This is a genomic window from Streptomyces sp. VTCC 41912, from assembly GCF_045799175.1.
GTDB classification, from domain to species: Bacteria; Actinomycetota; Actinomycetes; order Streptomycetales; family Streptomycetaceae; genus Streptomyces; species Streptomyces albulus_C.
This window is the reverse complement of record NZ_JBJMAB010000015.1, coordinates 102,678-124,104: the sequence shown is the minus strand read 5'-3', so window position 1 is coordinate 124,104 and position 21,427 is coordinate 102,678. Positions and strand designations below refer to the sequence as shown.

Annotated in this window: 16 protein-coding genes; 4 read left to right on the top strand and 12 right to left on the bottom strand. The window is 75.0% G+C overall.

Features of this window, described 5'->3' with window-relative positions:
* Positions 1 to 32 precede the first annotated feature (32 nt).
* From ACJ6WD_RS21985 to ACJ6WD_RS21965, 5 genes are all read right to left on the bottom strand, one after another.
* Entirely contained in the window at positions 33 to 3,653 is a 3,621-nt protein-coding gene (locus ACJ6WD_RS21985) for a hydantoinase B/oxoprolinase family protein (RefSeq protein ID WP_407616373.1), read from the bottom strand.
* Positions 3,650 to 4,510, bottom strand: a complete 861-nt coding sequence (locus ACJ6WD_RS21980) for an SGNH/GDSL hydrolase family protein (protein WP_407616372.1) — start codon at positions 4,508 to 4,510, stop codon at positions 3,650 to 3,652. The genes ACJ6WD_RS21985 and ACJ6WD_RS21980 overlap by 4 nt, the downstream gene beginning before the upstream one ends.
* Positions 4,507 to 5,751, bottom strand: coding sequence for a glycosyltransferase (locus ACJ6WD_RS21975; protein WP_407616371.1), 1,245 nt, complete (start codon positions 5,749 to 5,751; stop codon positions 4,507 to 4,509). Before ACJ6WD_RS21975 ends, ACJ6WD_RS21980 begins: the two co-directional genes overlap by 4 nt.
* Positions 5,748 to 6,881, bottom strand: coding sequence for a glycosyltransferase family 1 protein (locus ACJ6WD_RS21970; protein WP_233659666.1), 1,134 nt, complete (start codon positions 6,879 to 6,881; stop codon positions 5,748 to 5,750). The genes ACJ6WD_RS21975 and ACJ6WD_RS21970 overlap by 4 nt, the downstream gene beginning before the upstream one ends.
* A gap of 113 nt (positions 6,882 to 6,994) precedes the next feature.
* Complete coding sequence (locus ACJ6WD_RS21965) at positions 6,995 to 8,419, bottom strand: HEAT repeat domain-containing protein (protein WP_407616370.1); 1,425 nt, start codon at positions 8,417 to 8,419, stop codon at positions 6,995 to 6,997.
* A gap of 312 nt (positions 8,420 to 8,731) precedes the next feature.
* Between ACJ6WD_RS21965 and ACJ6WD_RS21960 the strand changes: the two genes are divergently transcribed.
* Positions 8,732 to 10,198: a PP2C family protein-serine/threonine phosphatase gene (locus ACJ6WD_RS21960; RefSeq protein ID WP_407616369.1), complete on the top strand. Its 1,467-nt coding sequence runs from the start codon at positions 8,732 to 8,734 to the stop codon at positions 10,196 to 10,198.
* Between the two features lie 312 nt (positions 10,199 to 10,510).
* Here ACJ6WD_RS21960 and ACJ6WD_RS21955 read toward each other — a convergent pair whose 3' ends face one another.
* Complete coding sequence (locus ACJ6WD_RS21955; protein ID WP_233659663.1) at positions 10,511 to 12,037, bottom strand: hypothetical protein; 1,527 nt, start codon at positions 12,035 to 12,037, stop codon at positions 10,511 to 10,513.
* A gap of 286 nt (positions 12,038 to 12,323) precedes the next feature.
* Between ACJ6WD_RS21955 and ACJ6WD_RS21950 the strand changes: the two genes are divergently transcribed.
* Positions 12,324 to 13,457, top strand: a complete 1,134-nt coding sequence (locus ACJ6WD_RS21950) for a phosphotransferase (RefSeq protein WP_233659662.1) — start codon at positions 12,324 to 12,326, stop codon at positions 13,455 to 13,457.
* A 344-nt stretch (positions 13,458 to 13,801) separates the two neighbouring features.
* Positions 13,802 to 15,814 (top strand): N-acetylmuramoyl-L-alanine amidase, encoded by a 2,013-nt coding sequence (locus ACJ6WD_RS21945; protein ID WP_407616368.1) that lies wholly within the window; start codon positions 13,802 to 13,804, stop codon positions 15,812 to 15,814.
* A gap of 91 nt (positions 15,815 to 15,905) precedes the next feature.
* On the opposite strand, the gene ACJ6WD_RS21940 is transcribed toward ACJ6WD_RS21945, so the two are convergent.
* Positions 15,906 to 16,406, bottom strand: a complete 501-nt coding sequence (locus ACJ6WD_RS21940) for a hypothetical protein (protein ID WP_233659660.1) — start codon at positions 16,404 to 16,406, stop codon at positions 15,906 to 15,908.
* Between the two features lie 71 nt (positions 16,407 to 16,477).
* Positions 16,478 to 17,083: a CGNR zinc finger domain-containing protein gene (locus ACJ6WD_RS21935; RefSeq protein ID WP_331248686.1), complete on the bottom strand. Its 606-nt coding sequence runs from the start codon at positions 17,081 to 17,083 to the stop codon at positions 16,478 to 16,480.
* A gap of 49 nt (positions 17,084 to 17,132) precedes the next feature.
* Here ACJ6WD_RS21935 and ACJ6WD_RS21930 point away from each other — a divergent pair, with 49 nt between their 5' ends.
* Positions 17,133 to 17,786 carry a pyridoxal 5'-phosphate synthase gene (locus ACJ6WD_RS21930; protein WP_078488495.1) on the top strand — a complete coding sequence of 218 codons (654 nt, stop codon included), beginning with the start codon at positions 17,133 to 17,135 and terminating at the stop codon, positions 17,784 to 17,786.
* Between the two features lie 120 nt (positions 17,787 to 17,906).
* Here ACJ6WD_RS21930 and ACJ6WD_RS21925 read toward each other — a convergent pair whose 3' ends face one another.
* The 4 genes from ACJ6WD_RS21925 to ACJ6WD_RS21910 form a co-directional block, all read right to left on the bottom strand.
* The gene (locus tag ACJ6WD_RS21925) at positions 17,907 to 18,149 is read right to left on the bottom strand and encodes a DUF397 domain-containing protein (protein ID WP_233659658.1); all 243 of its coding nucleotides are present in this window, start codon (positions 18,147 to 18,149) and stop codon (positions 17,907 to 17,909) included.
* A gap of 86 nt (positions 18,150 to 18,235) precedes the next feature.
* The gene (locus ACJ6WD_RS21920; RefSeq protein WP_407616367.1) at positions 18,236 to 19,417 is read right to left on the bottom strand and encodes a thiolase domain-containing protein; all 1,182 of its coding nucleotides are present in this window, start codon (positions 19,415 to 19,417) and stop codon (positions 18,236 to 18,238) included.
* On the bottom strand, positions 19,414 to 20,460 hold the full coding sequence (locus ACJ6WD_RS21915) for a thiolase domain-containing protein (protein WP_275465706.1): 1,047 nt from the start codon (positions 20,458 to 20,460) through the stop codon (positions 19,414 to 19,416). Before ACJ6WD_RS21915 ends, ACJ6WD_RS21920 begins: the two co-directional genes overlap by 4 nt.
* Positions 20,460 to 21,407 (bottom strand): Zn-ribbon domain-containing OB-fold protein, encoded by a 948-nt coding sequence (locus ACJ6WD_RS21910; protein ID WP_407616366.1) that lies wholly within the window; start codon positions 21,405 to 21,407, stop codon positions 20,460 to 20,462. The genes ACJ6WD_RS21915 and ACJ6WD_RS21910 overlap by 1 nt, the downstream gene beginning before the upstream one ends.
* Positions 21,408 to 21,427: the final 20 nt, after the last annotated feature.

The following is a 21,427-nucleotide window of genomic DNA, read 5'->3' as shown; positions in this document are numbered from 1 at the left end:
GCCGCGGACCGGCGCCCGTGGCCGGCCACCGGCTACGCCACCCCGTACCCGCCGCCGCCCGGCGTCCGGACGACCAGCACGTCGTCCACGCCGACCTCCGCCGCGTCGCAGCCCCGCAGTTCCTCGCGCGAACCGTCGGCCCGCTCCAGGACGTTGACGCCCAGCGCGCCCGGTCCGCCGCCGGCCATGCCGTACGGGGCGATGCGCCGGTGGTGGGAGAGCAGGGCGATCGTCATCGGCTCCAGGAACCGCAGCCGGCGCTCGACCCCGCGGCCCCCGTGCCAGCGGCCGGTGCCCCCGCTGCCCTCGCGGAGCGCGAAGCCGTCGACCCGGACGGGATAGCGCCACTCCAGGACTTCGGGGTCGGTCAGCCGGGAGTTGGTCATGTGGGTCTGCACCGCGTCCGCCCCGTCGAAGCCGTCGCCGGCGCCCGCCCCGCTGGCGATGGTCTCGTAGTACTGCACCCGGGCGTTGCCGAAGGTCAGGTTGTTCATCGTGCCCGAGCCCTCGGCCTGGACGCGCATCGCGGCGTAGAGCGCGCCGGTGACCGCCTGGGAGGTCTCCACGTTGCCCGCCACGGTGGCCGCCGGGTAGACGGGCGCCAGCATCGAGCCCTCCGGGACGCGCACCTCGACGGGTTTGAGGCAGCCGCTGTTGAGCGGGATGTCCTCGGCGACCAGGGTCCGCAGCACGTACAGCACGGCCGCCATCACCACCGAGCGGGGCGCGTTGGCGTTGCCGGGCTGCTGCGGCGAGGTGCCGGCGAAGTCCAGCACGGCGCTGCGGGCCGCCCGGTCGACGGTCAACGCCACCCGGATCTGCGCACCGCTGTCCGTCTCGTAGCGGTAGCTGCCGTCCGACAGCCCGCCGAGGATCCGGCGCACCGACTCCTCGGCGTTGTCCTGGACGTGGCCCATGTACGCCCGCACGACGTCCAGTCCGAACTGGTCGGTCATCCGGCGCAGTTCGTGGACGCCCTTCTCGTTCGCGGCGATCTGGGCGCGCAGGTCGGCGAGGTTGACGTCCGGCGCCCGCGACGGGTACGGACCGGCGGTGAGCAGGTCACGGGTCTCCCGCTCCCGCAGCGCGCCGTCGCGCACCAGCAGCCAGTTGTCGAAGAGCACCCCCTCCTCCTGGATGGTGCGGCTGAAGGCGGGCATCGAGCCCGGGGTGATCCCGCCGATCTCGGCGTGGTGCCCCCGGGAGGCGACGAGGAACCGCAGCTCGCGCCCGTCGGGGTCGAACACCGGGGTGACGACGGTGACGTCCGGCAGGTGCGTGCCCCCGTGGTACGGGTCGTTGACCGCGTACACGTCCCCCGGCCGCAGGTCGTCGCCGCGGCGCCGCAGCACCTCCTTGATGGACTCCCCCATCGAGCCCAAGTGCACGGGGATGTGCGGGGCGTTGGCGATCAGGTTGCCCTCGGCGTCGAAGAGCGCGCAGGAGAAGTCCAGCCGCTCCTTGATGTTGACCGAGTGGGCGGTGTGCTCCAGGCGGACGCCCATCTGCTCGGCGATGGCCATGAAGAGGCTGTTGAAGACCTCCAGCATCACCGGGTCCACCGCGGTGCCGACGGCGGTCCGCCCGGGGCGCGGACGGACCCGGGTGAGCTCCAGGTGACCGCGTTCGCCGACGGTGGCCCGCCAGTCGGGGTCGAGGACCGTCGTGGCGTCGTCCTCGGCGACGATCGCCGGACCGCTGAGGGCGTCGCCGGGCCGCAGGTCGGTGCGGCGGTACAGCGCGGTGTCCCGCCACCGCCCGCCGACGTACATCCGGACGGTCGTCGCGGCCCGCAACTCGCCTTTCCGCTCCGGCAGTCGGGCGCGGTAGTCGGCCGCGCCGCCGGCCGCGCCGAGCGCCTCCACCGACACCGCCTCGGCGACCAGCGGCTTGTCCATCGCGAAGGCGTACCGCTCGCGGTGGGCCCGGACGAACTCCGCGGCCATGGTGGCGGCGTCGGCGAGCGGCACCCCGAGGGCGGCGTCGGTCCCGGCGTAGCGGACCAGGACCCGGGCGCGGGTGGTGAGCGACGCCGCCGGCACGCCGTCGTCGAGGAGTTCCTGCCGGGTCTGCCGGGCCAGGGCGGCGCACGCCGCGTGGACCCGGTCGATCGCCCCGGGTTCGTCGAACGGCTCCTCGACGGCCCGTTCCCGCATCGCGGTGGCGTCGGCCACCCCGATGCCGTAGGCGGAGAGCACCCCGGCCAGCGGCGGGACGAGGACGGTGTCGATGCCCAGGGCGTCGGCGACCGCGCAGGCGTGCTGGCCGCCCGCGCCGCCGAAGCTGACCAGGGCGTAGCGGGTGACGTCCCGGCCGCGCTGGACGGAGATCTTCTTGACCGCGTTGGCCATGTTGAGCACCGCGATGTCCAGGAAGCCGGCGGCGACGTCCTCGGGCCCGCGCGCGTCCCCGGTCGCGGCGGCGGCCCGCGCGGCCAGCTCCGCGAACCGGGTACGGACCGTCGCGGCGTCCAGCCCCTGGTCGCCGTCCGGGCCGAACACCGCCGGGAAGTGGTCCGGTTGGATGCGGCCGAGCATGACGTTGGCGTCGGTGACGGTGAGCGGGCCGCCGCGCCGGTAGCAGGCGGGTCCGGGGTCCGCGCCGGCCGAGTCCGGGCCGACCCGGTAGCGGCGGCCGTCGAAGCGCAGCACCGAGCCGCCGCCGGCCGCGACGGTGTGGATGTTCATCATCGGGGCGCGCATCCGCACGCCGGCGACCTCACTGCCGAAGATCCGCTCGAACTCGCCCGCGTAGTGCGACACGTCGGTGGAGGTGCCGCCCATGTCGAACCCGATCACCCGGTCGAAACCGCCGCGCCGGTCCGGCCCACCGGCCTCCGCGGCCGCCCGGACCATTCCGACCACCCCGCCCGCCGGCCCGGACAGCACCGCGTCCTTGCCCCGGAAGTGGGTGGCCTCCCGCAACCCGCCGTTGGACTGCATGAACAGCAGCCGGATGCCCGGGAGCTGGGCCGCGACCCCGTCGACGTAGCGCGCCAGGATCGGCGACAGGTACGCGTCGACGACGGTGGTGTCGCCGCGGGCCACCAGCTTCATCAGCGGGCTGACCTCATGCGAGCAGCTGACCTGGGTGAAGCCCGCGGCCCTGGCCAGTTCGGCGACCGCCCGTTCGTGCGCGGTGTGCCGGTAGCCGTGCAGCAGCACCACCGCGGCGCTGCGCAGTCCGTCCGCACGGGCCCGGCGCAACTCCCGGCGGACGGGCTCCGCATCGAGCGGCCGGACCTGCTCACCGCGGGCGCCGATCCGCTCCGGCACCTCGATCACCCGGTCGTAGAGCGCCTCGGGCAGCACGATCCGCCGGTCGAAGATCCGCGGCCGGTTCTGGTAGGCGATCCGCAGCGCGTCCCGGAACCCCTCGGTGGTCAGCAGCACCGTCGGCTCGCCGGTGCGCTCCAGGAGGGCGTTGGTGGCGACGGTGGTGCCCATCCGGACGACCGAGACCCGCTCGGCGGGCACCGGTTCCTCCGGTCCCAGGCCCAGCATCATCCGGATCCCGGCGACCGCGGCGTCCCCATAGCGCTCGGGGTGGTGGGAGAGGAGCTTGCCGGTGACCAGGCGCCCGTCCGGCCGTCTGCCCACCACGTCGGTGAAGGTGCCGCCGCGGTCGATCCAGAACTCCCAGCGTCCGGTCATCCCGCCATTGTCGCAGCGCCGCCCGGTTCGGACAGGGCCGCGAGGGCGCTGCGGGTGGCCCGTTCGGCGGCGGCGTCGAGCAACCGCCCGGATCCGGCCACCCCGTACCGGCACTCCCGTGCGGCCAGCGCCAGCAGGCCGGGCAACAGGTCGGTGCACCGGTCGGCCACCCACCGGGTGCCGCGGGTCGCCATCCACACCAGCGAGCCGGTCCGGGTCGGCGCCGGGCCGTCGAGGGTCAGCGGGGGCGGCGGCCCGCAGGCCAGGCCGCGGGCGGCCAGTGCGGTGTGGAAGCCGCGGGCCAGCAGCCGGTGGCCGCGCTCGCTGGGGTGCAGCCGGTCCACGCTCCAGGTGGTCCGCTCGCCCACCCAGGGGTGGTCGGCGAGATGGAGGTGGACGCCGCCGTAGCGCGCGGAGACCGCGTGCACGACGGTGTTGACGGCGCGCATCCGGCGGGCCAACGGGCGGGCCAGCGGCGCGGGCAGCGCCAGCATCCGGCCCGGGTCGGGCAGGCACGCCGTCAGCACCACCGTCCCGCCGGCGCTGAGGGTGCCGTGGGCCTGGTCCAGCGCCGCCGCCACCCGGTCGATGGCGAAGGCGGCGCGCAGCGTGTCGTTGGCGCCGACCAGCACGGAGGCGAAGCGCGGGGCGAGCGCGCGGGCCCGCGGCAGCTGCTCGTCCGCCACGTCGGCCGCCAGCGCGCCGCTGCGCGCCAGGTTCACCAGCGGGACGTCGCCCGGCCGTGGTCCGAGCGCGTCGGCCAGCAACACCGCCCAGCCGCGCCAACCGCCGCCCGCCACCGGATCGCCGAGCCCTTCGGTGAGCGAGTCGCCGAGGGCCACGAACCCGGGCGTCACCGCCGGCTCCAGGGGCCCACCGGCCGCGGCCCGACCGGCCCGACCGGCACAGCCGGCCGCCCACCGGCCGGCCTGGGGGCGTCGTGGGCCGCCAGGAACGCGGCCACCGCCGGCTGCCAGCCGTACCCCTCGGCGCGCCGCCGGGCGGCGGCCCGGCGGAGCGGCTCGGGCCGGGCCAGCACCCGCTGCACCGCGTCCGCGAAGGAGGGTCCGTCGTCCAGGGCGGTGTCCCCGCCGTCGCCCACCAGCCCGGCCAGCGCCGACGCCGCACTGGCGACCACCGGGGTGCCGCAGGCCAGCGCCTCCAGCGCCGCCAGCCCGAACGTCTCGGCCGGGCCGGGCGCCAGGACCAGGTCGGCGCCGGCCTGGAGCGCGGCCAGCCGGGACCGGTCGGTGAGGTGCCCGAGGAACGTCACCGGCAGCCGGGCGGCCCGCGCCCGGTCCGCCAGCCGGCCGCGCAGCGGCCCGTCGCCGGCCACCACCAGCGCCGCGTCCACGCCCCGCCGGCGCAGCTCGGCAAGGGCGTCCAGGGCCCGCCCGGGCCGCTTCTCGGGTGACAGCCGGGAGCACATCAGCAGCAGGACGGCGGCCCGGTCGGCGTACCGCCCGCGCAGCGCGGCGCTGCGCAGACCCGGGTGCCAGGCGGCGAGGTCGACCCCGAGCGGCGCCCGCACCACGTTCCGCGCCCCGGCCCGGAGGAACTCCGCCGCCGCCCACTCGGTCGTGCACACCACCCGGCTGTAGGCGTACGCGGTACGGGCGTTGGCCCGGTCGGCGAGCGCGCGGGCCAACGGGCGCGGCACGCCCCAGGTGCGCAGCACCCCGTCCACGCTCTCGTGCGACACCATCACCGCCGGGACCCGGGCCCGCCGCGCCCACTCCCCCGTCCAGCGCAGCGTCGTGCGGTCCGAGACCTCCAGCCGGTCCGGGTCCAGTTCGGCCAGGAGGTGCCGGAGCCGGGGGCGGTCGGCCAGCACCCGGTAGCCGCCGGCACCGGGCACCTGGGGCCCGGGGAGGGTGAGCACCCGGCCCTGGGCGGTCTCCTCGTCGCGGATGCCGCGCGGCCCCACCGCGTCCGGCGGTCCCGGCACGACGAGCACCGGCTCGTGGCCGGCGGCCCGGTAGCCGGCGCCCAACTCGCCCAGTGCGGTGCGCAGCCCGCCGGAGGCCGGGGCGACGAAGTTGGCGATCCGGACGATCCGCAGTCCCGCCCGGCCGCTCCGGGCCCGACGGGCGCTCACGCCGCCACCGCCGTCCGGTCGGCGAGCACGTCGTCGTAGTGGGCCAGCAACTGGTCACCGACCGCCTCCCAGGTGCGGGCCGCGACCGCGCGCCGGCCGGCGTCGCCGTAGCGCACCCGCAGCTCCGCGTCCCCGAACAGCGTCCGCACCGCGTCCCGCACCGCCGTGCCGTCCCCGGAGGGGACCAGCAGTCCGGTCCGCCCGTGGTCGACGAGGTCCAGCGGCCCGCCGGCGGCCGGGGCGACCACCGGGACCCCGGAGGCCATCGCCTCCTGCACGGTCTGGCAGAAGGTCTCGTACGGCCCGGTGTGCACGAACACGTCCAACGACGCGTACAGCCGGGCGAGTTCGTCACCGGTCCGCCGCCCCAGGAACCGCGCCTCGGGCAGCTGCGCCCGCAGGGCGGCGGCGCTGGGGCCGTCCCCGATCACCACGGTGCGGACGCCGGGCAACCGGGAGGTCTCGGCCAGCAGCCGGACGTCCTTCTCCGGAGCCAACCGCCCCACGTATCCCACCAGCAGCTCCCGCCCTGCCAGCAACGAACTGCGCAGCACCGCGTCCCGCCGCCCGGGGTGGAACCGCGCCGAGTCGACCCCGCGCGGCCACAGCCGCACCCGGGGCACCCCGTGCTCGGTGAGGTCCAGCAGCGCCGCGCTCGACGGGGCCAGGGTGAGGTCGGCGGCGGCGTGCACCGCCCGGATCCGGCGCCAGGCCGCCGTCCCGCCCCGCCCCAGGTAGGTCCGCGCGTAGCGCGCCATGTCCGTCTGGTAGACCGCGACCGCCGGCACCCCCCGCCGGGCCGCGGCCGCCATGCCCCGGGCCCCCAGGACGAAGGGGCTGGCCAGGTGCACCAGGTCGGGCCGGTGGCCGTCCAGCGCAGCGGACAGCCGCCGCCCGGGCAGCGCGATCCGCACCTGCGGGTATCCGGGCAACGGCATCGAGGGCACCCGCACCACCGGGCACGGGCTTTCCTGGCCGTGGCCGGTGGCGGCCGGTGCGGAGTTCGCCAACGGGGCGATGACCAGCGGTTCGTGCCCGCGCCGGACGAGGTGGCGGGCGGTTTGGAGGGCACAGTGTGCGACGCCGTTGACGTCGGGCGGGAAGGATTCGGTGACGAGGGCGACACGCATACCGCTGTTGTCGGCGCACCGTGCGTGGGCCGCACCAAGGGGATCTTTCCAACCGGCGAACGTCCCATGAGCGTTCGCCCCTGCGCCCGCTCAGCCGGGCGTCGGCCGCGGCCTCACACCGCCGAGGCGTCCGGCCCGAAGCGGGCGCGCACGGCGGTCTGCACCTCGGCCTCCTCGGCCGGGTCGGCGGCGAGGCGGCGGAGCTGTTCCACCACCCGGTCGTCGCCGGTGGCCGCGTGCCGGGCGGCGAGTTCCCGGGTGGTCTCCTCGCAGTCCCAGAGGCACTCGACGGCGAAACCGGCCGCGAAGCCGGGGTCGGTGGCGGCGAGCGCGGCGGCGGCCCGGCCGCGCAGGTGCGAGGACGAGGTCTCGCGATAGAGGTGGCGCAGCACGGGGGCGGCACAGACGATCCCGAGGCGACCGGCGCCGTCCACCAGCTCCCACAGCGCGCAGGCGTCCGGCCCCTCTTCCCGCACCGTGCGGCGCAGCGCGGCGAGCACCAGGCCGGTGTCGCGGCGGGCGCCGCGCCGGGCCAGCATGGCAGCGGCGGACGCCCCCAGCCGGTCCGGGCGCGCGGCCCAGGTGCGGGCCCGCTCGACGGCGGCCACGCTGCGCATCCGTTCGTAGGCGGAGAGCGCGGCGGCGACCAGCGGTTCGCCGGAGAGCGGATCGGTCACGGCGGCCTCGATCAGGTCGAGGACCGCTCCGTCGCCGCGCTCGGCGAGGTGGTGCAGGACCGCGGCGCGCGCCGCGTCGGGTCCGCCGCGACCAGCCCGCAGCAGCTCGGCGCGGTCCTCGGGACCGGCGACGGCGCTCAGGCAGCGGGCGGCGGCGAGGTAGCGGTGCTCCCCGGGGCGCGGTTCGAGCTCGTGCTGGGCCCACTCCAGCACCTCGGCCACGCTCCAGCCGGGGCGCGGACCGCGCGGTCGGAGCTGGCGCTGCCAGCGGTCGAAGGAACCCTGCTCGTCGGCGGCGGCCAGCCGTGCGCCGTACCGGGCGTCCTCGGCCCACAGCCGCCAGGGGCGGGGCTCGAAGGCGTCCCGAACGGTGGTGGCCAGCAGGGCGTCGCCCTCCGGGGTCTCGGGGAAACGGGCCAGGACGGCCGGCGCCAGGCCGATCAGCCCGGCGTCGTCGTCGCGCAGCGCGAGCTCGTCGAGGGCCCAGCGCCAGTTGCTGCCCACCGCGGCGTAGCTGCGCAGCAGCAGCCGGGCGGCGTCCTTGCCGTACGCGGCGAGGTGGCCGAGGACGGAGAGGGTCAGCCCGGTGCGCTCCTCGCCGGTGTCGGTGAGGTCGTCGGGGTGGAAGAGGTGCCGTTCGATCTCTTCGAGACCACCGTCGAGCTGCATGTAGAGGCGCGCGTAATAGAGCGAGCGGTTCTCCACCTGCCAGTCCCGGCGCGCATCGCACAGCACACTGTCGTTGAGTGCCGCGAGCGCCTCGGCCCGCGGCGCCGCGAGGGCATGCAGGGTCCCGTCGCCGCGGCCTCGCTGGAGGAGGCCGAGCAGGGTGCCACTGGGCGCTATGTCTGGATCGAACATGAGGTCAGCATCCGGTGCGGGGGACAGGCTGGCAACGGGATTTCCGCTGACCGGCATTCTTGCCGGTGACCGCGGGCCCTATGCGTCGTTCCCACCATGGATCGGCGGGGTAGACAGCTGTACGGCGGCCGCAGCCTAGCGTGGAACCATTGCTTCCGCCGATTCGGGCCCGGTTGCCACAAGGAGGCCGATGACATATGCCGGGTGCACCACCGTATCGGGTAGTGCCAAATCCCTTACGGTCCGTCGCAGCCTGTGCAAGAGTCGTAACCGGCCCATACGTTCCGGCGCCGCCTGATCACGGAGTACGTCATGCCGCCCCCTCTCTTCGCGGATCACCCAGCCGATCAGACCCCCGAGCGTGGCGCGGTCGAGGCACTCATCTCGCAGGCCCGCACCCTGCGCGGTGGCCTCGACGCGGTACGCAGAGAGTCCTCGGTCGCCGGTGACCTCGCCGCCGACCCGCAGCTGCGCTGGCAGCGAGCACTGTGCGACCTCGCCGTCCACCACCTGGACGACCTCGGCGGCCACCTCGACCAGCTCAGAGAGGGCCTGCCCACCTCGCCAGACGGGGTCGCGGATCCGCACGTCGAGCTGCCGGTGGCCCCGCCCGAGCCGGAGGCGCCCGAGCGGGGCGCGCTGCTGCGCCGGGTGGGCAGCGCCGAGTGGAACCTCCTCACCGACGAGGTGACCTGGTCCGACGAGCTCTACGCGATGTTCGGCCGGGAGCCGGCCGACGACCCGCTGACGCTGGACGAGCTGCCGTCCCTGGTGCACGCCGACGACCAGGAGAAGCTGGCCGTGATGGTCACCGACTGCCTGGTGGACGGCCGACCGATCGACGGCGAGTTCCGCATCCTGCGCGCCGACTCCGGCATCCGCACCGTCCACATGGTCGGCGAGCCGGTGCTCGAAGCCGACGGCAGCACCGCCTGCATGTGGGCGGTGCTGCGCGACGTCAGCGAGCTGCGCCGGAGCCAGACGGCGGTGCGCGAGACCGGTGACTCGCTCCAGCGCCAGCGGCACATCGCCCAGACCGAGCACCGGCTCGCGGTCGAGCTCCAGGAGGCCGTGCTGCCGCCGTGGCGCGGTTCGCTGCGCTTCCCCGAGGGCGGCCCGGTCACCCTGGACCTCGCCGGGCGCTACCTACCGGCCGACACCTCCGCCCTGATCGGCGGCGACTGGTACGACGCCCTCCAACTCCCCGACGGGCGCACACTGTTGAGCGTGGGCGACCTCACCGGGCACGGCGTCGCGGCGACGTCCGGCATGGCGATGGTGCTCGGCGCGCTGCGCGGCATGGCCGTGGCGGGGCACCGACCCGGACAGCTGATGGGCTTCCTCAACCAACTGCTGGACAGTGCCGCCCAGCCGGCGCTGGGCAGCGCGGTCTGCTGCCAGTTCGACCCCGCGACGCGGTCACTGGAGTGGTCCCAGGCCGGGCACCCCGCGCCGCTGCTGTTCCGCGGCGGCACGGGGCGCGCGCTGGACCCGCCGGAGGGCGTCCTGCTCGGGGCCACGACCGGCGCCAGCTACGGCCAGCGGACCGAGCAGTTGGAGCCGGGCGACCTGCTGGTGCTGCACACCGACGGGCTCGTTCCGCGCCGCACCCACGGCCCGGACAGCGCCCACGAGGGCACCGAGCGGCTGCTCGCGCTGGCACCGCGGCTCGGCGCGGCCCGCAGCGCCCAGGAGAGCGTCCGCATCGTGGTGGAGGAGTTCGGCGCCACCGAGCGGGAGGACGACGCCTGCGTGCTGCTCGCCAAGGTCGGCGACTGACGCACGGCACGATCGTCGGGCGGACCGGCTGCGGGGGCGCCGGTCACCCCGAGCGGCCTGACCCGCTTCTGAAGGTCCGTCGACTCTCGGCCTCCGCGGGTCAGCGGGCGGATCTTCGGACGGGTCTTCGGGCAGGGTGTTCCACTTGATCTCCCGCGGGCATCGGGTGGTGTCGGTGACAAGGGGCGACCGGGCTCGGCACGACCGGCCGGTCGACGAGGGCGCGGGCACACCGTCGTCGCCCTGCTCCCGGGCGCGGGTGCGGGTCCGCCCCCGACGGCAACAGGGGGGCGACACGGCCCCGCCGGGCCCTCAGACCGAGAAGTTCGGCCCCAGGTCCGGCCCGATGCCCGGCTTGAGGGCCGCGCCCCTCCCCTTGGCCCGCGGCTTCGGCAGGACCTGCTGGAGCTCGTCGCGGAGGTCCTGGATCTTGCCGCAGCCGGCGAACTGGCCGGTGAGCCGGAACATCTCGCGCAGCCGGTCCCAGGTGCGGTGCGAGGAGTTCTCCCCGATGGAGACCAGCGCCAACCGGGCGTAGCGGTCGGCCCGTTCGGGTTCGTTGCCGAGGAAGCAGGCCGAGGCCATCGAGATGTAGTCGAAGATCTGCGACCGCTGGTGGCCGCTCCTGCGCAGGTGCAGCGCCTGCTTGGCGTGCCCCTGGGCGACCTTGGCGGCGGACGGGTCGTGCTCCGCGAGGGTGCGGAACGCCAACGCCTGCATCCCGTGCAGGTCCGCCTCGTCGAACATCTGCATCCACGCCGGCGGCGGCACGTCGCCCTTGTCCGAGACGAAGAGTTCCTCGGCCTCGCCGAGCGTCCGCCGCATCGCCTGGCCGTGGCCCTTCGAGGCGTGGGCCCACGCCTCGATGGTGTGCAGCATGGCGCGGGTGCGCGGCAGGGTCTCCTGGCCGGAACCGGACTGGGCCAGCTTCATCAGGTCCAGGGCGTCGTCGGGACGGCCCAGGTGGACCATCTGCCGGGCGGCGCGGGAGAGCGCCTCGCCGGCGCGCGGACGGTCCCCGCCCTCACGGGCCGCGTGGGCGGCGATGATGAAGTACTTCTGCGCGGTGGGCTCCAGGCCCACGTCGTGGGACATCCAGCCGGCCAGTACGGCGAGGTTGGCGGCGACGCCCCAGAGGCGGCGCTGGAGGTGGTCGGGGTGGCGGTAGGCGAGCATCCCGCCGACCTCGTTGAGCTGGCCCACCACGGCCTTGCGCTGGAGGCCGCCGCCGCGGGCCGCGTCCCAGCGGCGGAACACGTCGACGGAGTGCTCCAGGGCGTCGATCTCCTGCGACCCCACCGGGGCCGCCTCGTAGCGGTCGAGGCCGATCTGGTCGAGTTCGTAGAGGGATTCGTGGGCGAGCGGATCGTCGTGGCGGAGGGCGAGCGGAGCGGGGTCGGTGTGCAGCCACTCGTGCATGGCACCGGCGAGTGCGGAGCCGGCGGCGAGCGCTGCGCCGGCCCCCACCAAGCCGCGTCGATTGAGCATGAGGTCCATTCCCGTGAATTCCGTGAGGACCGCAGCGGTCCGCTCGGGCGCCCACGGCAGACCGTCCATGGCCTGCCGCTTCCCCGCGCGACCGGTCCGGGCGAACCCGAGGTCCTCGGTGGTTACGACACGGCCGAGGCGCTCGGTGAAGAGGGAGGCGAGCACCTTGGGCACCGGGTCCCGGGGCGTCTCGCCCATGTCGATCCAGCGCCGGACCCGCGAGGTGTCGGTCGCCAACTGCGGATGCCCCATGGCCGCCGCCTGCCGGTTGACCAGTCTCGCGAGTTCTCCCTTGGACCATCCGGCCAGGCCGAAAAGGTCCGCGAGACGAGCGTTCGGCTCCCTGCTCACGTCAAGCCCCCAGGTTCCTCGACTGAGTTGACAGTAACGGCCGGTGACGGGGGCTGCGAGCATTCGCCAGGGTTCGCCAGGGTGCGCCAGATGGTCTGCCACCCGCAGCCGCGTGTTCGGTAGGTGTGCAGCCCCCGGCCCGGTGGCGGGACCGCATTCCCCAGGGTGCGTGCCCTGCACGGGGACCTTGAGGATCGGCCGCCTGTACGGGGCCCGTTCACGGGTTCCCGCCGCCGGGCCGGGAGCGCACGCAACTCGTCGGCGCACGAAGGGATCTGTCTCACCCATGTATGCAGCATCGTCCGCCGTGACCGCCCCCACCCGGACGTACCGCCCACACCCCCACGGGAGTGGGCCGTATCTCGATCCCACCCCTTCCGCGGGGGCGGTGACCGGTCTCTCCGGCGGCCGGAACCGGCGGGCACAGGGAATGGGCGCCCAACCGCTCAGCGGGAGACTCGACTTGTCCGGCCCCCAGGGCGCCCAGCTGCGCGCCGCCGTCGCCTCGGTGCACCGCATCTGCCCGGAGTTCAACCCGGTCCAGGTGCTGCGCCGCGGCGGGAAGTCCGTACTGCTCCTGGGGACGACCGGTCGGATGAGCGCCGTCGCCAAGTGTTTACTGGACCACTCTCCCGCCTGGGCCGACAGCTTCCGGCAGGAAATAAGTGCATACCGGGCGTTCGTCCGGCACCGTCCGCCGGTCCGAGTGCCGCGGCTGGTGGCGGCCGACCCCGACAACTGCACGCTCGTGGTGGAGCGCATGCCGGGACGGGTGGCGGCCCTGACGCGCCACCCCTCCGAGGCGCCGCCGCGGGCCGACCTGCGGGCCGCGCTCGGGGCGATCTGCCGGATCAACGCCTGGCGTCCGCCGGCCGGACTGTTCGACGCCCCGCTGGACTACGCGGGTCGGATCGGGCGCTACCACGACCTGGGGCTGCTGACCGACCGCGATCTGGGCGACCTGCAGAAGCTGCTGCACGGCCTGGCGCACACCCAGGGCCAGTTCTGCCACGGCGACGCGCTGCTGAACAACGTCCTGCTCTCGCCGGTCGGCCCGGTGCTGCTGGACTGGGACAACGCGGGCTGGTACCTGCCCGGCTACGACCTGGCCACGCTGTGGGCGGTGCTGGGCGAAGCGCCGGTCGCCCGCCGGCACATCAGCCAACTCGCCCAGGCGGCGGGCACCGCGGCCCGGGACGCCTTCCTGGTGAACCTGATGCTGGTGCTGACCCGAGAGATCCGGCGCTACGAGACCGCGGTCCAGCGGACCATGCGCGAGCCCGCGCCGGCCACCGTGCCGGGCACCGGGGCGCCCGGGGCACCGGGGGCGGGCGAGGAGCAGCGGCTGCTGCTGCGCAGGCTGCACGACGACGCGCAGATGGCGCGGCGGGCGGTGCGGGCGGCGGTCGGCACCCGCTGACCGCCGGGGGTGCCGGCGGCACCCCGAGAGGGAATCCGTGAGCGGCGCGCCCCACCCGGGCCGCGCCGCTCACCCGTGCATTGGTCCATTCCACTGACGCCCCGCAGCTCCCGGGCCCGCGCCGGGAAGGCTCCTCAGGTGATGCCCTGACATGCGAAATCCCGAGCGGGTGTGGTGATTGACGGTACGTCGGCACAGCTATGGTTCTCGGCCGACCTGGGCCCTAGTCTCGGGTTCTCCCGCACGGCCGCGGCCTGGGCCGGTGCCACGCTCCACCGGGCAGGCCCTGGCAAGGCACACCACCGTCACACCGCCCCGGCTCGGGCCGGCTTGAGGAGGCTGTTTTGCGAGGATCCGCACCGGAAGACGCGTCGAGAACCCGCCATCCCGTCCTACGCAGATCCGCCACCGCCGTCGCCGCGGCGGCGCTGCTGGTGCCGCTGGTCGCGGCGTCGCCGTCCGCACCGGCCGGGCAGCCGCCGTCCGGCGCCCTCCAGCGCGCCTTCAGCGACGCCGCCGCGCGCTACCACGTGCCGCGCAGCGTGCTGCTGGGCGTCGCGTACCTGGAGTCCCGGTGGGACGGCCACGGCGGCGCGCCCAGCGTGTCCGGGGGCTACGGGCCGATGCACCTGACCGACGCCCGGACCGCGGTGGCGCGGGATCCGGAGTTCAGCGCGGACGACGAGGACGCCCGCGGCGACACCGCCCGGCCGCTGCGGACGGTCGCGCCGACGCGGCGGGCGGTGCTGCCCGCCGAACTCCCCTCCGGGCTGCGGACGTTGCCGACCGCGGCGCGGCTGACCGGGCTGTCGGCGGCGAAGCTGCGGTCCGATCCGGCCGCGAACGTGCGGGGCGGCGCCGCGCTGCTCGCCGCCGCCCAGCGCCAGCTGGGGCTGCCGGCCAGCGCCGATCCGGCCAAGTGGTACGCGGCGGTGGCGCGCTACGGGAGCGCGGACGATCCGCGCAGCGGGGCGGTGTTCGCGCGGGACGTCTTCGAGGTGATGCGGCAGGGTCAGCGCCGCACCACCGACGCGGGGCAGCGGGTCGCGCTGGCCGCCGCGCCGCGGCTGACCGCCGACCCCGCGCAGGAGAAACGTCTCGGCAAGGCCGCCAGCGCCCGGCGCGCCTCGACGCAGAAATCCGGTGGGGCGCTGGAGTGCCCCTGGACGGTGGCGTGCGAGTCCTGGCCGGCGCCGTACGAGCAGTACGACAACGGCACCAACTACGGCAACCACGACCTGGCGGACCGGCCCAAGGACCAGCGGATCGACACCCTCGTCATCCATGACACCGAGGGCTCGTGGGACACCACGCTGCGGCTGATCAAGGACCCCAAGTACGTGTCCTGGCATTACACGATCCGCTCCGCGGACGGGTTGATCGCGCAGCACGTGCGGACCCAGGACGTCGCGTGGCACGCGGGCAACTGGTACGTCAACTCACACTCGATCGGCATCGAGCACGAGGGCTTCCTCGCCGCGCCGGACGCCTGGTACACGGAGGCGATGTACCGCGCCTCGGCCCGGCTGGTGAAGTACCTGGCGGAGAAGTACGACATCCCGCTGGACCGGCAGCACGTCCTCGGCCACGACAACGTGCCGGGGACGATCCCGTCGACGATCGCGGGGATGCACACCGATCCCGGTCCGTACTGGGACTGGGCGCACTACTTCACCCTGCTGGGCCGTCCGTTCGAGGCCACCGCGGGTCCGCACGGCGGTCTGGTCACCATCCGTCCGTCCTACGACGGCAACCGGCCGGTCTACACCGGCTGCGAGAAGGCCGGGCAGACCTGTGCGGCGCACGGTTCGGCCGCGGTCCGGCTGTACACCGCGCCGAGCGAGAGCGCGCCGCTGGTCCAGGACGTCGGGCTGCACCCGGACGGCTCGCCCAGCACGACCGGCGTGAACGACACCGGGGCGCGGGCCACGACCGGCCAGCGGTTCGCGGTGGCCGGCCGGGACGGCGACTGGACGGCGATCTGGTACCTCGGGCAGCGGGCCTGGTTCCACAACCCGCGGGCGAACCCGACGGCGGTGGACGGCAAGGGCCTGGTGGCCGCGCCGAAGGCGGGCCGGGCGGAGATCCCGGTGTACGGGCGGGCGTACCCGGAGAAGGGGGCGTACCCGTCGCAGGTGCCGGTGCAGTCGGTCACGCCGCTGCCGTACAAGCTGCTCGCCGGGCAGGAGTACGCGGTCGGCGGGCAGGTGCGGTCGGACTACTTCTACTCGCCGACCTTCGACGTCAACCAGCACGCGGTGGTCCGGGGCAAGGACAAGTACTACGAGATCCAGCTGGGGCACCGGGTCGGCTACGTGCGGGCGGCCGACGTGGACGTCCGGTCGTCGGGGGCGTAGCCCTCGCGCGGTGCCGGAAAAGCGGTGCGCCCGGTGGCGGCTCGGAAGCCGTCCACCGGGCGCGTCCCGTCCGCGCGTCCGGTCCGCCGGGTCAGCCCTGCTGGAAGAGTTCCGCGGGCAGCGGCTTGAGCAGGGCGTAGAGGTCGTCGGTGATCGGGCGGTCCCAGCTGGCGATGGTCACCAGCACGCCGTCGCTGCGGTCGAACTGCACGCAGGAGACGCGGCTCTCGGAGCACTTGATCCGCTTGACGATCAGGAGGTTGTCCTGGTGCATCACCGGGGTGTCCTCGGTCTCGACGACCGTGACCGGCTCGTCGTTGTCGAGCGCCGCGAGCAGCTGGGCGACCTCGAAGGGGACCTGGTCCTCCTCGACCTCGCGGGCCGGGGAGCCCTCCGGCAGGTTGCCGATGATCATCGCCGGGCCGCGGCCGCCGAACAGGTCGTAGCGGAGGAAGACGCCCTGGCAGCTTCCGTCGGGCGCCGGCAGCAGCCCGGCCCCGAGATTGCCGGGCCAGTCCCCCGGGTCCATGGCCAGTACGTCGAAGTCTGGACCGGCGGGCGTGGCTGCGCTGCGGCGGCGGAGGAAGGACATGTCGCCATCGTACGTGGCCCGGCCCCGAGCACGGCCCGCACGGCGCTCTCCGGTGCAGGTCGGCGGCGTCCTCAGCGGTTCGCGGCGCGGCGGCGGCGCTCGTGGTGGCGGGCGACCCGGGCGCGGTTGCCGCAGGACGGGGTGCACCACTCCTGGCGGGCGTGCTCCTTGACGAAGTAGCGCACGCAGCGCGGGGCCGGGCAGGCCCGCAGCCGCTCGCGGTCCGGGCCGCCGAGGAGGGCGAGGGCGGCCCGGGCCAGCGTGGCGGTGAGCCGGTCGGCGGCGGGCGGGGTGCCGACGGGGAGGTGGCGCAGTACGGGTGGGACGCCGGGTTGCCAGGTGAGCCGCGGGGCGGTCGGGACTCGGGCGGCGGCGGCGTTCAGCCGGGCCAGCGCCTGGTCCTCGGGGAGCAGACGGTGGGCGTCGGCGGGGCTGGGCGGGGCCGGGCGGACGGCGCGGGCGCACAGCGAGCGGAGTGCGGCGCGCAGCTCCCGCACCGCGGTGAGCAGCGCCGGGTCCGCCGGGGGCGGGCCGTGCTCGGTGCAGTCCAGGGCGCCCGCCCGGTCGCGGAGCCAGGCCGCGAGGCCGGCGATGTCGGCCAGGTCGTCGGCGACGCCGCCGTGTCCGTCGTGGTGGATCGTGCCGACGAGATCCAGTGCGAGCCGGGTTGCCTCCATGGTGCTAATGGTACGGTCGCTCACTGCCATTAATCCACAAGGGGGAGCCATGGCCGATCTCCGTCAACTGCTCCGCGGCCTCACGGTGTTCGGGGGCGAACTGCCGACGTTCGACCCGGTGGCGACGCCCGACGACCCGGTGGAGCTGTTCACCGCCTGGCTGCTCGGCGCGATCCGCGCGCAGGTCCCCGAGCCGCACGCGATGACGCTCGCCACCGCCGACGCCGACGGCAATCCGTCCGCGCGCACCCTGATCCTCAAGGACGTCGACGCGGCGGGCTGGCGGTTCGCCGCGCACGACGACAGCGCCAAGGGACGGGAGCTTTCCGCCCGCCCGTATGCCGCGCTGACCTTCTACTGGCAGCCGCTCGCCCGCCAGGTGCGGGTGCGCGGTCCGGTGGTGCGGGAGGACGCGGAACGGTCCGCCGCCGACTTCCTGGCCCGCGGCGCCGGGGCGCGTGCCGAGGCGCTGGTCGGTCGGCAGAGCCGGCCGCTGGCGTCGCTCGCCGAGCGGGACGCCGCGGTGGCCGACGCCGCCGCGCGGCTGGCCCGCGATCCCGAGCTGGTGCCGGCCGCGTGGACGCTGCACACCGTGCGGGCGGAGTCGGTGGAGTTCTGGCAGGGCGCCGAGGACCGCAACCACACCCGGCTGGCGTACCGCCGCAGCGGGGCCGGCTGGACGAAGGAGCTGCGGTGGCCCTGACGCACGGCCGCATGGCGTCCGGCACGCGGTGGTGGTGACGGGCGGTGCGGTGCTCCCCCGAAGCGCCCGGCCCCGCCGTGAGCGGGCGCCGGAACGACCCTGACGGATCGTCACCAGCGTTCAGGTGAGGTCGAATTCGCCCTCGCGGGCGCCGAGGACGAAGCCGCGCCACTCGGCGGGCGTGAAGATCAGCGCCGGTATCTCCGGACTGCGGCCGTTGCGCATCGCGACGTACCCCTCGACGAAGGCGACCTGGACGTCGCCGCGGACGCCCCGCGTGCTCGTTTGCCAGTCGGCGTGGGACAGGTCGAGTGCGGGCCTGGGCCCGCCCGCGAGCCGCTGGTCGGTGATGCTGTCGGCCACGTAACCGCTCCTCCCGGTCGTCGTCCGTGGCCAGGGTAGCCACTGCGCCCGGGGACGGACAGAGGACGTCCGACGGGCGCCGGAAGTCAGCCTGCAGGGGCTTCGGAGCCCACCAACCACATCGCGAAGAACTGCGCGCCGCCGCCGTAGGCGTGCCCCAACGCCCGCCGGGCGCCGTCGACTTGGTGCTCGCCCGCCTGGCCGCGGACCTGGAGCGCGGCCTCGGCGAAGCGGATCATGCCGGAGGCGCCGATGGGGTTGGTGGAGAGCACCCCGCCGGAGGGGTTGACGGGCAGGTCCCCGTCGAGTTCGGTCACGCCGGACTCGGTGAGCTTCCAGCCCTCGCCCTCCGCGGCGAAGCCCAGGTTCTCCAGCCACATCGGCTCGTACCAGGAGAACGGGACGTACATCTCGACGGCGTCGATCTGGCGGCGGGGGTCGGTGATCCCGGCCTGTCGGTAGACGTCCGCCGCACAGTCCTTGCCGGCCTGCGGGGAGACGAAGTCCTTGCCGGCGAACAGGGTGGGTTCGCTGCGCATCGCCCCGCCGTGCACCCAGGCCGGTGGGCGCGGCGCGCGGGCGGCGCCGGCCCGGTCGGTGAGGACCATGGCGCAGGCGCCGTCGGAGGACGGGCAGGTCTCGGAGTAGCGGATCGGGTCCCAGAGCATCGGCGAGGACTGGACCTTCTCCAAGGTGAGGTCGTGCTCGTGGAGGTGCGCGTAGGGGTTCTTGAGGGCGTTGCGGCGGTCCTTGTAGGCGACCAGGGAGCCGATGGCGTCGGGGGCTCCGGTGCGCCGCATGTAGGCGCGGACGTGCGGGGCGAAGAAGCCGCCGGCGCCGGCCAGCAGCGGCTGTTGGAAGGGGACCGGCAGGGACAGGCCCCACATCGCGTTGGACTCGGACTGCTTCTCGAAGGCGAGGGTGAGGACCGTGCGGTGCACCCGGGCGGCGACGAGGTTGGTCGCGACCAGGGCGGTGGAGCCGCCGACCGAGCCGGCGGTGTGCACCCGGAGCATCGGTTTGCCGACGGCGCCGAGCGCGTCGGCGAGGTAGAGCTCCGGCATCATCACCCCCTCGAAGAAGTCGGGGGCCTTGCCGATCACCACCGCGTCGATGTCGGCCCACGTCAACTCGGCGTCGTCGAGCGCGCGTTGGGCGGCCTCGCGGACGAGTCCGGCGATCGACACGTCGCGCCGGGCGGCGACGTGCTTGGTCTGGCCGACGCCGACGACGGCCACCGGCTCCTTCGCCCTCGCTGCGTTGCTCATCGCTCCCCCTCCAGGACGGCGACCAGGTTCTGTTGCAGGCAGGGGCCCGAGGTGGCGTGCGCCAGGGCGCGGTCGGCGTCGCCGCGTTGGACGGCGGCGGCGGCCTCGCCGAGGCGGATCAGCCCGGCGGCCATCACGGGGTTGGCGGCCAGGGCGCCGCCGGACGGGTTGATGCGGACCGTGCTGCCGGGGGCGTCGAGCCGCAGGGCGCGGCGCAGGACGACCTCCTGGGAGGTGAACGGGGCGTGCAGTTCGGCGACGTCGACGGGGGCGTCGAAGGCCCCGGCGCGTTCGGCGGCGAGCCGGGTGGAGGGCGAGTCGGTCAGGTCGCGGACGCCCAGGGCGTGCGCCTCGATGCGGTGGTCCAGGCCGCGGATCCAGGCGGGGCGGTCGGCCAGGCGGCGGGCGGTGTCGCCGGCGGCGAGGACCACCGCGGCGGCGCCGTCCACCACCGGCGGGCAGTCGCCGGTCCGCAACGGGCCGACGACCTGCCGTCCGGGGGCGGCGTCCGGCCGTCCGCGGCGGTGTGCCCCGATCGTGGCGAGTTCCCGCGCGTCGGTGTGGCCGGCGTCGATCAGGGCCTGGGCCTGGAGGGCGGCGAGCGCCACGGAGTCGGGCCAGAGCGGGGCGACGTAGTACGGGTCGAGCTGGCGGGTGAGGACCTCGCGGAGGTCGCCGGGCGAGGACTTGCCGTACGCGTAGACCAGTGCGGTGTCGGCCTCGCCGGTGAGGATCTTGACCCAGGCTTCGTACAGCGCCCAGGCGCCGTCCATCTCCACGTGCGACTCGGAGATCGGCGGCCAGGCGCCGACGCCGTCCAGGGCCATGGTGAAGGAGAAGGCGCGGCCGGCGAGGTAGTCGGAGGAGCCGGAGCAGGTGAAGTCGATGTCGCGGGCCTTCAGGCCGGTTCGGGCGAGCACGTCGTGCAGGACCGGCATCAGCATCTCGACCTCGGAGGTCTCCGCGCTGTCCGGGACGTGCTCGCTCTGCCCGAAGGCGACGACGGCGACGTCGCGCACCGGGCCGCGCGCTGGCTCGGACATCAGATCAGCTCCTTGTAGCTGTCGTAGTCGGCGTCGGGCTCGCCGGTGGGGCGGTAGTGGTCGGGGTGGCGGGCGCCCTCGGTCCAGACGGGTTCGACGCGCAGGCCCATCCGCACCTGGTCGTAGGGGATGCCGCCGATCCGGGCGTGCAGGGCGAGGTCGGCGCCGTCCAGGGCGATGTGGGCGTAGACGTAGGGCACGTCGATGTCGAGGTTGCGGGCCTTGATGTTGACGATGCAGAAGGTGGTGACGGTGCCGCGGGGGCCGACCTCGACCTGTTCGCCGGTCGCCACCCCGCAGGTGGGGCAGGCGCCGCGGGGCGGGACGTACACCTTGCGGCAGGCGGGGCAGCGCTCGCCGACGGTCTTGTGTTCGGCGAGCCCCTGGATGTAGCGGGACTGGGTGCGGCCGGGCGCGTAGGTGTAGTCGAGCCGGGCCGGGGCGGTGATGCCGGTGACCGGGTCGGCGAACTCCCCGTCGTGCGGCCGACCGTGCGGTTGCTCCGCCGCGTCGTCGGCGGGTTCGAAGCAGGCGATGTCGGTGATCGCGCCGGTGCGCTCGGCGGCCCAGCGGATCCGCACCCGCATGCCGCTGTGCACGGCTTCGGGGCCGGGTGCGTCGAGGGCGTGCAGCAGGGCGGTGTCGGCGCCGTCCAGCCGGACCAGGACCCAGGCGAAGGGGGTGTCCAGGGGCTGGCCGCGGCGTGCGGAGGGGGTCCAGGCCCAGGTGGTGACGGTGCCGGTCGGGGCGACCTCGACCAGTTCGTGCAGCTCGTCGGCGGTGACCGGGTCGTATTCGACGGGCGGCACGACCACCCGCCCGTCGCGGGCCCGGACCCCGAGGACGGTGCGTTCGCGCAGCCCGGTGAGGAAGGCGCTCTGCACCGGGCCGAGCGAGCGGGTGAAGGGGAATTCGACGACGAGCGGCGCGGTCAGGACCTCTGACATGGCGGTCTCCTCGGTGGGGT